Origin of the sequence: Flagellimonas maritima (assembly GCF_003269425.1) — a bacterium.
GTDB lineage: Bacteria > Bacteroidota > Bacteroidia > Flavobacteriales > Flavobacteriaceae > Flagellimonas > Flagellimonas maritima.
The window spans coordinates 2,217,365-2,230,636 of sequence record NZ_CP030104.1; the positions used below are offsets into that span (position 1 = coordinate 2,217,365).

Here is a 13,272-nt window from a genome sequence, read left to right on the forward strand (position 1 = left end):
ATTACTTTTCGATAAGTAGTTACCGTTTTTTGATATTAGTCAAGAGTGAATATCCAAAAGTCATGTTGGACCCAGGATTATATTGAAGTGAGGTAAGGACAGGTTTAACTATTTAGTCCTGATACGACTTAAAGTTTCTTGAGATATATTAAGATAGCTTGCTATTTGGCCAGAACTGGCAAGCTGTAATAATTCCGGTCTTTCAAGAACTAAACGATTATAGCGTTCAGAAGCTGGCTTAACTTTTGAAAGAGCCCCTAATCTTGCTATGTCGACAAAGTACTTTTCAAGCATAAGCCTTCCAAATTTATTGAACTCTGGATACTTTTCATACATATACTGGAGATCGGTGTACGTCAAAGAAAAGATTTGACTATCACTTAAAAGCTCAATGTTTTCTGCACAAGGTGTCTGTGATAGAAATGAATCCATATGAGTTATGAAATCATTGTTGGTCCAAAAGTAATTTGAAATTTTGGAATCGCCGGACCATTTAAATTGATGTGCAAATCCATTGGGCATAAAATAAATTTTATTGCTGGTCTCTCCCTGCTTCAATAAAACATGCCCTTTATGAAAAAAATTTACTTTGATTCTCGATTCAAGCTCTTTACTTGCCAAGGCGCTAATATCTGCAACCGTTCTTATTACATCTATGACTATCACCTAAATTTGAGATTTGTTAAAGTGTGAAATATACACGATTTTAAATTTATCATCTTCTGTTCAGCACATTTATATTATGAATATCATTGGATAAAAATTACTTTTTTTAAACTTTGTACAATGCTCATTTCTATTGAATTAATTCTAAAATATAAAAAATGGAATCTTTCAATTTTTGGCAATTTTAATTGGTCTACTAGTTAAAATTCATGTAAAACATCATCTATTTGGTTCCATAATTTATCTTTACACTCTAGTCTTAAATTTATTATGCGTCTTATTATCAGTACTTTACTATTTTTTGTATTCTCTACTTTAGCTTTTGGGCAAAAAACTGTAACTACGGTAGACAGCCTTAAAATAGTGCTAAAAAATTATCCTGACCTAAATGAAGACCGAGTAGATGCTTTAAACGATTTGGGATACCGGTATTGGATCGTAGACTCCAACGAATCCGAAAAATATGGTATTGAAGCATTGCAATTGGCCAAGGAGATAAATTACAATGAAGGTATGGCCATGGCCAAAAGAGTGCTTGGCGTAGCCTATTGGACCCAAGGAAGGTTAAAACTTGCATTGGAAAACTTAACTTCCGCTCAATCTATCTATGAAATTATAAACAAAGATGAGGGGGTCGCCAACTGCCTTATGAATACTGGAATGGTCTATGCCGATATTGGAGATTATGACAAGGCTTTGGATATCTACTATCAGTCCATTGAAAAATTCACCAAATTGAATTTAACATCGCGCATTGCCACCACTTTTAATAAGATAGGTGCCGCTCATACCCAGAAAAAGCAATATTCTAAAGCTAAAGATTATCTTGTTGATGCCATTGAAATGCATTCCCAAGATGATTTCTTTTACGGAATGGCAGAGGCCCATAACGAATTGGGCAAAATTTTTCTTTTTGAAAATCAACTTGGGCAAGCTGACTATCATTTAAAAAAAGCTGTCAATCTTGGGAAAAAGGTAAACGATGAAGATGGACTCCTGGGTAACAAGATACAAATGGGAAAATTGCAGCGTCTTCGAAAAAACTATGCCGAATCGGAAAGATATCTTAATGAGGCTTTGCTTTTGGCAAAGAAAAAAAAGCTGCGGAAATATATTCTAGAAGCTTATGCACAATTGAAGTTATTGAAAAAAGATGAAGGCAAATTTGAAGAATCATTGGAGTATTATAATGACTTTATCATTCTGAAGGATTCCATTTATAATACTGAAAAGTCAAAACAAATAGCGGCCTTGGAGTTTTCCAACGAGCTTGCGGACAAGGAAAAAGAAATCGCTTTGCTGCAAGAAAAAGAACGTAACAACACTATTATAAAATGGAGTTTTGCAAGCGGTAGTGTTGCTATAGCAATCATTGGTTTTTTGGTATTCAAAAATCAACAGCAAAAAAGGGCCAAAAAGCGAGAGATGTACAAAAGAAAGCAGGAAATAAAGGAGTCAGAGGAGGAGCTTGCCAAAACTGAACTTGAAAATGCCCGATTGAAACAAAAAGAGATGGCGCAACAATTGGAGTTCAGAAATAAAGAACTTACTTCTTATGCGCTCAATTTTGCCCAAAAAAATGAACTTCTGACCCATTTAGAGGAAAAAATCGCCCTTGCTAAAAAAGCTACTCCTACAGAGCAGTTCAGAATATTGGGAGAACTTCACCGTGACATCAAACAGCATGTAAATATAGATAGTGATTGGGAGGATTTTAAAAGGTATTTTGAGGAAGTACATACAGACTTTCATAGCAATCTTAAACAGGAACACCCCGATTTAACTTCAAACGACCTTAAAATCTGTTCCCTTACCCGTCTTAATCTAAATATAAAAGAAACGGCCAATATTTTGGGAATTTCCCCTGAAAGTGCAAAAACAGCACGTTATAGGCTTAGAAAAAAGTTGAATTTATCTCCTGATAAGGAACTATTGGATTACTTTCTACAGTTGGAAAACAACTGACCATCTTTTTTTAGGATTTTTTTATTCTTATACGATTAATTGAAAATAGTTGATAATCAGTATTTTAATTTTTTTTGTCTACTCTGTGTACCCCTAATTTTAAGAAAAAATAGCTATTGTCTACTTTTTATCTACAAGCTGTCCGCTTATCATACACACTCTTTCTTTTTTTGGATTCCATGTCCTAAATACTTTTGCGCCCTCAATTTAAACAAGGTTGAACTAAATGTATTTTATAATGAAAGAAATTATTGCAAATCTACCCACTCCGCTAGAATTGATATTAGATCCTATCTCTTATATAGTATTTGGTATCTATGCTGTATTAATGCTTTGGGAAGCTCTTTTTCCAGCAAGAAAATTACCAAGGATTAAATTCTGGAAACTTAAAGGCCTTTTGGCTTTTGTACTGTTTTTCTACCTTTCATCATACCTACCCATGATTTGGGACGGTTTCTTGGGCAACTATCAAATTTTAAACCTCACCGCACTGGGAACCGTTGGAGGAGCTGTCGTTGGCATATTAATATACGAACTTGGTGTTTACGTATGGCATAGGACAATGCATAACAGTGATACGCTATGGAAAGTATTTCACCAAATGCATCATAGCGCCGAGCGTGTAGACAGTTATGGGGCTTTTTATTTTAGTCCGATGGATATGATTGGGTTTACATTTTTAGGAAGTCTTTGTCTAGTAGTAGTGGCCGGTTTTACGCCTGAGGCAACTACCCTAATTATAATAGGAACTACTTTCTTGTCCATTTTTCAGCACAGCAATATAAGAACGCCTGTTTGGCTTGGATATATCATCCAAAGGCCAGAGGCGCATGCACTTCATCATGCTAAAGGTGTCCATGCCTATAACTATTCAGATATTTCCCTTTTTGATATCATATTCGGGACTTTTAAAAACCCAAAGAAATTTGAGGATGAAACTGGATTTTATGAAGGAGCATCCGGAAAGATTAAGGATATGCTTTTGTTCAAAGATATTTCAAAGAAAAAATAATGCAACATAGAACATAATGAAATTGAAAAAGATAAAGTTTATCATATTGACCTCGGCGATTATTTTGAGTATGGCATTGGGGATACAGGCCCATACCTATGAATCATTTGCTGAAACACAAGAAACCTTAGCCTCTGTCAGTCCTGAAAAAGACTCGGTACAGATTATCAAGAAAGGAATAGACCTAAGTACTGGAATCCACATGAAGTATGTTGAGGTAGGTAACCCAAACGGAAGAACTATACTCTTTATCCATGGATATACGGACACATCTCGTTCTTTTGAAAAAGTAATGGCGGAACTTTTGGAAGCTGACCCAAGTCTGAGATTGATAGCCCCTGACCTTAGGGGACACGGAGATAGTTCCACACCCGCACCGGATAACTCCAATCCTTTTGAAATCAAAGATTTCGTTAGTGATATTTTGGAACTTTTGAAGTTCAAGAATATAACTAAAGTAGAACTTGTCGGTCATTCCATGGGAAGTGTGATTGCACAGGAAATTGCATTGGAGCATCCGAACAAAGTATCATCATTAACAATGATCGGTGCATTTATGAACGGTAAAGAGAACAGTGCCATCCATGATTTTTTGTTACCTGAACTTATAGGAAAATGGGAACATGTATTAAAGGAGGAGTTTGGGGAAAACTGGAAAGTTAAATCTTATACCCTTACTCCTAAAGATTTGGGTACTGAAGTAACCGAATTTTTAAAAGAGAACTGGGTTACTGATATAGATAGCGACCCCTCTTTTTTGAACGATATCTATTTAGAAACAATTGAAGTTCCTTTGGCTACATGGATAGGGGCATTAAATTCTTTAAGTAAGGTTGATAATTCTAGCCGTTTCAAAAGCTTAAAAATACCCTCATTGATTATCTGGGGTTCTGGAGATGAGGTTACTGCAAAACCTGATCAAGATAGATTGCTTAGTCATTGTAAGGCAGCCCATAATAAGAATGCCACGCCCATATATTTTAGAAATTACGGGGTGGATCGTGTAGAAAATAAACTCCCGGGGCACAACATGCATTGGGGGAATTCCAAAGAAGTAGCTGCAGATATATTGGAATTTATAGGGTCGTCCCAGCCCTTTGAAGCAGAAGATAGCAAAGTAGAAACAATATGTTTCAATTAAAAAATTGAGGTGCCAGATAAATTTTAAAGACTTACAAGTAAATGAAGATCATAGTTTTCATTTCTTGTTTACTGTCACCGATTTTAAACGCTTCGGCACAAATTGCACATATTTCATTTGATCAAGAAACCTGATTTTTTCAGAAGGCACAAAAATCAAAGAACAGAAAATAGTAATTGAAATGTCAAGAATATATTGGTTCGGTTGGACTAGAAATAAAGATAAACCTTTAAAGATAAAATTCAGAAAAACGCCTATTATGAAGTGAAGTTTGCGTTGGAAGAACTGCTTATGAAACGATTTATTTACAGCTTTTACGGTATATTCAGCTACTGCCTTTTTTTGGTGGTCTTTAGCTACTTTGTATTCTGGGAGAATAATATTCTTGTACCGACTGGAGTGGACAAAGGAGATGCCCCTAATCTATTTAAAGCACTTATTATCAATATTTTACTAATAGCTTTATTTTTTGTTCCACATTCGGTAATGGCAAGAAAATCGTTTAAGGCATGGTGGATAACAGTTATTCCGAAAGCATTGGAACGTAGTACCTATGTTTTGGTTTCTAGTTCTTTAATGGCGGTATGGATTTACTTTTGGCAACCTATTCCTCTAATAATTTATGATCTAACCGATTCTTGGCTGGGGACTTTTCTAATGATACTTTCTTTTTTTGGTTTCGGTCTTGCTGTCTTTTGTACATTTTTGATCAACCATTTTGACCTTTTTGGATTAAAGCAAATTTATTATGCTATAAATAATAAAAAAGAAAGTCCCTATAAATTTGTGACGCCACTTTTATATCGTTTGGTGAGACATCCTCTGTATTTTAGTTTTATGATTGCTTTTTGGTGCAACCCCTTATTGACCGTTGGGCATCTCTTATTAGCGCTAATGGCAACAGTATATACAATGGTTGGCATTGGGTATGAAGAAAAGGACTTAAGTGAACTTTTTGGTGAAACCTATGATTTATATGCTGAAAAAACACCAAAATTGCTACCCTTTGTACTTAAGTCCAAACCATTTCTATTTATGGCAGGATTGACCCTACTAAGTCTTTTTCTAGCCTATCTTATAGGGCCTGTCCAATAATTTTCAATTATTTTAAACATTCAATGACATTATAAAAAAAACATCAAAACAATTTTCTAATCATAGCTGGCATATAAATCGTCGGACGTATAAGAAACAATCATACGGGCGCCTAAATGGCTATAATTTCCGGAAAATGGTATAGTCTTAATATTGATCTGTGAAAACATGTTTCACTATAGTTGTATTCTTATTTTGATATTCAATTTTAAATGGAATAATAAATAGTTAAAAATGAAATGTAAAATAGCCATAGTAGTAATAATAGTAATTGGTTCTGTTCAATTGAACATTTGTAACGCCCAAAAGAACTTTATTGCCCAATTGGATTTTCAAAAGGATTTATTTCCTGAAGGTATCGCCATTGATGCTCAAAGGAAGTCCTTATTCTTGAACAGTCTTAAATATGATAAAATTGTTTCTTGCAATATTGATGGCTCCAATACATCGAACTTTATAAAAAATGGCCAATATGGTTACTTGTCAGGTTTTGGAATGACCGTTAAAGGAGATACGCTCTATGCTTTGGGCAATGAGCTTAAAAAAGCAGCTAATGCGTCCATCCTCTTGTTGCTTGATTCAAGAACCGGAAAGCTTATCGACACATATGATTTTAAAAGCTCTAACCTTACCTATTTCAATGATTTGACGATAAGTACAAATAATGAGATTTTTATAACCGATTCAGAAAGCAATAAAATATACAGAATTCAAAGACCAAATAAAGAGATAAAAGTGTTTTTGGATATTGACGGGATAGCACACCCAAACGGTATTGCAATATCTCCGAACAATAAATTGTTGTACTTGGCCACGCAAAAGGGAATCAGAATCGTTGATACTGAGACCAAGAAACTTGTGAATTCATCAAATAGAGAGAATTTGGGCGTGGATGGTCTAAAATATTATAAAAATTCACTTATCGGCATCGTCAATATATGGGAAAGCAAACCAGAAAATAACGGCATTTTTCAATATTTTTTGGACAAGACCGGGAAGAGAATTCTACATAAGAAAAAGTTATTGTCCTTTTCCAAAGAATTTAAAGTCCCTACTACTTTTGACCTGATCGGGAACAAACTCTATTTTATAATGAACACGCAATTGGATAATTTCAGTGAAACGAATAAGAAAACATTGAATAAGTCGATTTTAGAGCCCTTACAACTTATTGAAATAAACATACCCAAAAATCAATAAACCCATACTTGATAGTGGTATTTTGATAAAAAAATTCTTTAGACCAAAAAAGAAATTAGGATTAGCACCATGGACCAATAAACATGTGCCGATTTTTATTTTAAGATACTCTGGGAGTTGAATGAAATTCAAAATAATGGTTAAAAGGGATTTGCAGATCTCTGTCTACCTATTATCTGTCTATAGTATACTTTTTATGCATGGTATTTATAATAACTCATTTGGCAACCATACTAATTTTGCACTCCGAAATTTAAACCAGTAGTTATACTAAAAATAAATCAGTAATTCAAAAGCAGGACGGCACTGAATAAATAATAAATCAAAAAACATTGAATATGAAAAACAAGAAAATAATATGGACTTTTTGCATTTTAACAGCAATGTATAATGTACAGCTGCTAAGGGCCCAAAATAATATTGTTGAGCGGGAGTGGACTTCTTTTCAACAAACAATCGAGGTAGAAACAAAAAAAGCAAGAAAATTTGAGCTTAGCGCAGATATTAAGCCGATGGGTACTGCAGAGAATAGTGCTGGTGCATTATGGATTACGAGCATTGATAAAAATGGAAATACTAGAATTTTTGAAAGTAGTATCAGCAATGATTCCTTGGCAAATCAATGGAACAACTATTTAATAGCGGGTACTATCAACGAAAACGATACCAAAATTGACTTTGGAGGTACGGTACTCAACAACGGTAAATTCTATTTTGACAATTTTCAATTATATATTGAAAATGATAGCAATGAAATGGAAAAGATAGAACTGCAAAACCCAAGTTTTGAGGAAATAGTAGCCGATTTGGATTTATCAGGTTGGGAGCTGGAAAAAGATAAGGACGGGAATACTATTAAGATCAAGGGGTTTAAGTATATGAATAGTTCAGAATATACAGATGGGTCAAGTGCTTTGCTCATTGAAGGAAAGGAAATTCAAAGAGATTCTTCCACCATTATCCGACCAGAAAAAGGGTATACCCCACAGATTGGTACTTTAGTGGCCATGCTCAATAATCTCAGCAAAAGAGTCGAGCAAGAAGTTGAGGGTCTAGACCAAAGGGAATTGGATTTTTTACTGGATGAAAATGCAAATTCCATAGGAGCACTTATTATGCATCTTGCCGCGGCCGAAACTTACTACCAAGTTTATACTTTTGAAAATCGTGAATTTACAGAAGAAGAAAAAGTTAAATGGCAAGCTGCGTTGAAACTTGATGAGAACGGCAGATTGCAAATCAAAAATCATGATATAACCTATTATCTCAAATTATATAAAAAAGTGCGTGAAAAAACACTGTCCGAATTGAAGAAACGAGATGATGAATGGCTGGCAAAAACACCAAAAGGAGGAATAATGAACAACTATTTTAGTTGGTTTCACGTGATGGAGCACCAGTCAGGTCACTTAGGGCAGATTCGTATGCTCAAAAAAAGGATTCCAGAAGAGTTAACAATCGAGATGCCTAATTTAGGGCTGGATTGAGAACGATTTTGAAAAAACGCTTCTAAAAAATCCACCACGAGCAAGAAAAATATGAAAGTTCACCATTTGAATTGTGTACAGATAGAATCGCCACTGGGTTCCGCAATCGGGCATTGTATGTTGCTCGAAGAGCAGGATAAATTTATTTTAATAGATGCCGGAATTGGGCTTTCAGAAACAAAAGAACCTGAATTAAAATTGGGTAAGGAATTGATCGAAATTACCGGGTTTAAATTTGACGAAGAAATCACTGCCATAAAACAAATCGAAAAATTAGGTATAAATCCCAACCAAGTAAAGGATTGTATTATTTCACATCTTGACCCGGACCATATTGGTGGGCTTGCCGATTTTCCTAATTTAAAAATTCACCTTGCCAAGGAGGAACATGAAAGTTTTAAGAGTGGGAATAAGCGTTACCTTCAAAATCAATTGGAACATGGTCCTAAAACTAGACTTTACAAAAGAAATGATGGAGAATGGTTCGGACTTCCATCAAGAAAACTGGGTTTGGATTTTGAAACAGAAATATATCTCATTCCCTTGTTCGGTCATACACTGGGGCATTGTGGAATAACTTTTAAAAATAATGGAAAGTGGATTTTTTATGTAGGTGATGCCTATTATTTAAGGGGTGAATTGGAAAATAAAAATCATCCAGTTGATGAATTGGCTACTATAAGAGCTGAAGATAATGTAACGCGGAAGAAATCTTTGGACAATGTTAGGAAAGTATTAAAAGATTATGGTAATGAAATAGAACATTTTGGTTATCACGATCCAACAGAATTCAAAAATTAGAAGTTGTTGATCAAGATTCTATATAAATAATAGTAGGTTAAAATTGGTAACCTCCATAGTGTTTCTTATAAATATCGATAACGGAATAGTTGTGGTAAGAAATAAGTGAAAATTCGAAAACAATAAAATAATAAGGAAGCATCTTAAATATTGTCTAAAATGGGTCGAAAAAGATATATTACAAAAGGCGAAGGACTTCCCAATTGGTCCAATCCCATAAGCCATGCAGTGGTCGTTAATAATATGTGTTTTATTAGTGGTCAATTAGCGGTTAACAATGATGGAGAATATGTTATGGGAACAATTCTTGAGGAAGGAAGACTGGCATTCTCCAACTTCTTTTCTGCAATAAAAATTGCTGGGTTTGAAAGAAGTGACATCGTATTTATCGATATCGCTTTTGATGACTTGAAAGACTTACCTGTAATCAATATGTTGTATATGGAATTGTTTCCAGAGGATAAGCGACCCGCAAGAACAATATATCAAGCAGAAGCCCTACCGTTCGGTGGAAAAATCAAGATTACCGGGACAGCAGTAAAAGAGCTATCCAATGAGAAATAACTATTTTTTTTCAGCCAAACAAAGCATTAAATATCATTTTCCTTTTTTTTAGCGAATTCCAAATTTAAATTAAGGGACCAAAAGTAGAATACGCAAAGTTTTAGACATTGGAATCCAAAAAACTTTTGAGCCAACTTGAACGTTCTTGGCTTATTTGAATTGTTTCATCATAACCAGGTTTTAACGTAACCATAAATTGCCCAGGCTTAAAGTTTCTTAGTTGGTGAATCGCATCTACCTGGGCCAACACTCTACGGTTCAATCTCACAAACCGTAAAGGGTCCAATTGAGATTGTAAATTGTTCAAGGAGCCATCTACGGGATATACTTCATTGTCAAAAGTCTTACAGAACACAATTTCTTCCCTAAAAAAATATGCAATTTTATTTGTGGCTGTGGGAATAAGGGAGTTCCCGGACTTTAATAAAAATCGTTGCTTATAATCAACTTGTTTTTTCTTTTGATAATGTACGAGTGCATCCAGATTTTTTAACATCCAATCAGTTTGATGATCTGCTTTCATAAGGAAAAACTTTTCCATGGCGGCAGTAAGGTCTTCTTGGGTAATTGGTTTTAACAAATACTCAATACCTGTAGTCTTAAAAGCTCTAATGGCATATTGGTCATAGGCAGTAGTATAAATGATCGGGCATGTAATTTCAATGTGGTTCAAAATATCAAATGAAATACCGTCTGACAGTTGAATATCCATAAAAATAAGCTCTGGGAGTATATTGTTTTTTAACCAATGGACGGCATCCTTAACAGTACTCAAACATGCAACCACTTTTATGGCATATTCTTGATTGTTCAATAAATTGGTCATATGCCTTTGCGCACTGATTTCATCTTCAATAAGCAACACTTCAATCCTCATGATTCCATATCTATTAAAGGTAAAGTCACACAAAATCCATTATTGTCATTTTCAACAATTACTTTTTATTGGTAAGAAGTCCATACCGTTGCATAATATTTTGCAACCCTTTTTTATGACTGCCCGTCACTGTTTTTGGAAGAACTGAATTGCATAATGTAAGATTTTCAAGAGTTGAAGTGAACGTAAGTGTCAACTTTTTTTCAATATTGATTTGATTGTGCTTAAATACATTTTCAACCAATTCTTGAAGCGCTAGAGGTGCAATGTACTTGTCTTTAAAATGGTTTTCAAAAACATTATACTGAATATTCAATCCATCGCAATAGCGTTCTTGAAGAATTTCCAAGTACTGTTTTACTACAAGAAATTCCTCTTTTACAGGAATAAGATTACCTTCTGTATGTTGCAAAATATGTCTGTAAATGCTTGAAACATTCTTCAAAAATCGTTTAGCCAAATAAGGATCTTCATCAATTAAATAGTACAACGTATTAAAATTGTTGAACATAAAGTGTGGATCTAGCTGGTTTCTGAGCATGTTAAGATTGGCAGTTACAATTTCCTTTTTAAGAGCTTCATTTCGAATATATGAGCCATAATAACGATCCTTCCAATGCGTAATAAGTAAAAATAGGCTAAAAATGATAGCCAATAGTAGTCCTACAAGGCTGGCCGCAACCATGTGCTTTAGGTAGGGAGGTTCACTGTGGAATAAAAAATAATCTATCCATTTAAATCCATAAAAGAGTATTATGTACACCATTGTACCTATTACTATACTGCTTATAAAAATTAGAGACTGACTTAGGAAATAAGGATTTTGGTCTACAAATTTTCTAAGCATCCTTCTTTGTACCCAATAAACGGACTCAAAACAAAAAAAGGCCATTACTACCAATAAGAAATTCATAAGAATATTTAGCTGTGGCGGCTCTTTAAATCTGGAAAAAATCCATATCATTAAGAAGAGTATTGTTGAAACGGCGAACGCAATAGAAATCCGCCAAAATAAAGGAAGTTTATGGGCAACAAGTATCATGCTTTGCGGAATTGATTGAATAAATGTAGACATTTGAACGCTATCGTCAACTAGATTTAATACCCATATCGCAAGCTCATCTCTCGTTTATTTGACTTCATTACATTCATGTTTGATTTCATGGGAATGGAAATGCCTTCTATCAATACAAATAGAAATTACGAGTGCCAATCTTTTATTTTTGACTAAACAAGAATTGATATATTATGAAATATTTGATGATATTTTTTTTAATGATACCGCTATTTCTAACTGCTCAAAAAGAATTGCACTTAGCTGAAAATAGCTTTCAAGTAGATTCTTTTACAGAAAGAACATTTGAAGATTTTGTAGAGAAAGTTATACCTGAAAGTCAGTTTATATTTATAGGAGAGCAGCACGGTATTCAGGAAGCGGGAATTTTCACCAATATTATTTTTAACTGGGTGAATCCTTTAGGTTTTGAAACACTTTGTATTGAGACCGATGCCATATTAGCTGAAAAATTGGCATATATCGCTTCGTTGGAACGACCGCTCGAAGCTGCAAAGAAATTGAACGATACATTTCCCTATGCGATTCCTTTTTATAACTCAAAAGAAGATTATTCACTTTTTAAAAATGTTGTTGATAGAGGTGGGCATATTTGGGGCATCGACCAAACCTTTATGGCACAATTCCGTTTAAACCTAGATCATCTAATCCAAAACACAGATAATGTCCTCTTTAAAGAAAGACTTCTTCCCATAAAAAAACTAGCATTTGATTCATACGCGCAGAGTATTGCCAAAAAATCCTTTGAATCAATGTTCTGGACCACGTACGACTTAGCAACACATGAAGAATTAATGGCTCTGAGTACCAATAACGAGGAAAAGGATATTCTGTACCATCTCTGGAAAACAAAAGAGATTTATGGGTATAATGCCAAAAAGGAATATTATCAAAACAATAATGAAAGGGGGAAACTGATGAAGGCCAATTTTACGAAATATTACATGGAAGCCCTAAAAAAGACTGAGTTACCTAGAGTAGTGTTCAAATTGGGCGCTAGCCATGCTACCAGGGGATTGAGCATGACCAACATCTATGATGTTTCAAACTATGCTTCTGAATTGGCCATCTTCAATCATCAAAAGTCACTACACTTTTTTGTTGCAGGTATTACCGGAGAAGCGATGACAGGAAATCCTTTTGCAGAAAAGCCCGTCGCCGCCTTTGATAATACTAAAAGATTACCAAAAGAACTGCAGGTGCTTGTGTCTTCTTTTTCAAAAAAGTACACCATAGTTCATTTGGCTCCATTACGAAAATATGCCTATGGCGAAACATATTCTGAGGCAATGAAAAAGTATATTTTCAATTTTGACGTTATGGTGCTCGTAAAAAACGCAGAACCTCTTTCACCCTTATAGAACATAATTTAGAACAGTTTTCTTCTGA

Annotated in this window: 12 protein-coding genes; 9 read left to right on the top strand and 3 right to left on the bottom strand. The window is 34.5% G+C overall.

Features of this window, described 5'->3' with window-relative positions; translation table 11 throughout:
- Positions 1 to 108: 108 nt before the first annotated feature.
- On the bottom strand, positions 109 to 666 hold the full coding sequence (locus tag HME9304_RS09835) for a Crp/Fnr family transcriptional regulator (protein ID WP_112378431.1): 558 nt from the start codon (positions 664 to 666) through the stop codon (positions 109 to 111).
- Positions 667 to 936: 270 nt separating this feature from the next.
- Here HME9304_RS09835 and HME9304_RS09840 point away from each other — a divergent pair, with 270 nt between their 5' ends.
- The 8 genes from HME9304_RS09840 to HME9304_RS09875 all read left to right on the top strand — a co-directional run bounded on the left by HME9304_RS09840 (position 937) and on the right by HME9304_RS09875 (position 9,931).
- Positions 937 to 2,631 (top strand): tetratricopeptide repeat protein, encoded by a 1,695-nt coding sequence (locus tag HME9304_RS09840; protein ID WP_112378432.1) that lies wholly within the window; start codon positions 937 to 939, stop codon positions 2,629 to 2,631.
- 238 nt (positions 2,632 to 2,869) lie between these two features.
- A complete protein-coding gene (locus HME9304_RS09845) occupies positions 2,870 to 3,643 on the top strand; it encodes a sterol desaturase family protein (protein WP_112379785.1) in 774 nt (257 codons plus the stop codon).
- Between the two features lie 16 nt (positions 3,644 to 3,659).
- Complete coding sequence (locus HME9304_RS09850) at positions 3,660 to 4,784, top strand: alpha/beta fold hydrolase (RefSeq protein ID WP_112378433.1); 1,125 nt, start codon at positions 3,660 to 3,662, stop codon at positions 4,782 to 4,784.
- 264 nt (positions 4,785 to 5,048) lie between these two features.
- Positions 5,049 to 5,879 carry a methyltransferase family protein gene (locus tag HME9304_RS09855; protein ID WP_112378434.1) on the top strand — a complete coding sequence of 277 codons (831 nt, stop codon included), beginning with the start codon at positions 5,049 to 5,051 and terminating at the stop codon, positions 5,877 to 5,879.
- 234 nt (positions 5,880 to 6,113) lie between these two features.
- Positions 6,114 to 7,079, top strand: a complete 966-nt coding sequence (locus HME9304_RS09860; RefSeq protein ID WP_112378435.1) for an SMP-30/gluconolactonase/LRE family protein — start codon at positions 6,114 to 6,116, stop codon at positions 7,077 to 7,079.
- Positions 7,080 to 7,417: 338 nt separating this feature from the next.
- Positions 7,418 to 8,566 (top strand): DinB family protein, encoded by a 1,149-nt coding sequence (locus HME9304_RS17080; protein WP_206170461.1) that lies wholly within the window; start codon positions 7,418 to 7,420, stop codon positions 8,564 to 8,566.
- 51 nt (positions 8,567 to 8,617) lie between these two features.
- Positions 8,618 to 9,367 (top strand): MBL fold metallo-hydrolase, encoded by a 750-nt coding sequence (locus HME9304_RS09870; protein ID WP_112378436.1) that lies wholly within the window; start codon positions 8,618 to 8,620, stop codon positions 9,365 to 9,367.
- Between the two features lie 159 nt (positions 9,368 to 9,526).
- Positions 9,527 to 9,931, top strand: coding sequence for a RidA family protein (locus tag HME9304_RS09875; protein ID WP_112378437.1), 405 nt, complete (start codon positions 9,527 to 9,529; stop codon positions 9,929 to 9,931).
- A 100-nt stretch (positions 9,932 to 10,031) separates the two neighbouring features.
- Here HME9304_RS09875 and HME9304_RS09880 read toward each other — a convergent pair whose 3' ends face one another.
- Both HME9304_RS09880 and HME9304_RS09885 read right to left on the bottom strand, forming a co-directional pair.
- Complete coding sequence (locus HME9304_RS09880) at positions 10,032 to 10,808, bottom strand: LytR/AlgR family response regulator transcription factor (protein ID WP_112378438.1); 777 nt, start codon at positions 10,806 to 10,808, stop codon at positions 10,032 to 10,034.
- Positions 10,809 to 10,866: 58 nt separating this feature from the next.
- On the bottom strand, positions 10,867 to 11,574 hold the full coding sequence (locus HME9304_RS09885) for a sensor histidine kinase (protein WP_164674829.1): 708 nt from the start codon (positions 11,572 to 11,574) through the stop codon (positions 10,867 to 10,869).
- Positions 11,575 to 12,083: 509 nt separating this feature from the next.
- Between HME9304_RS09885 and HME9304_RS09890 the strand changes: the two genes are divergently transcribed.
- A complete protein-coding gene (locus HME9304_RS09890; protein ID WP_123877436.1) occupies positions 12,084 to 13,244 on the top strand; it encodes a hypothetical protein in 1,161 nt (386 codons plus the stop codon).
- The last annotated feature ends 28 nt before the right edge of the window (positions 13,245 to 13,272 follow it).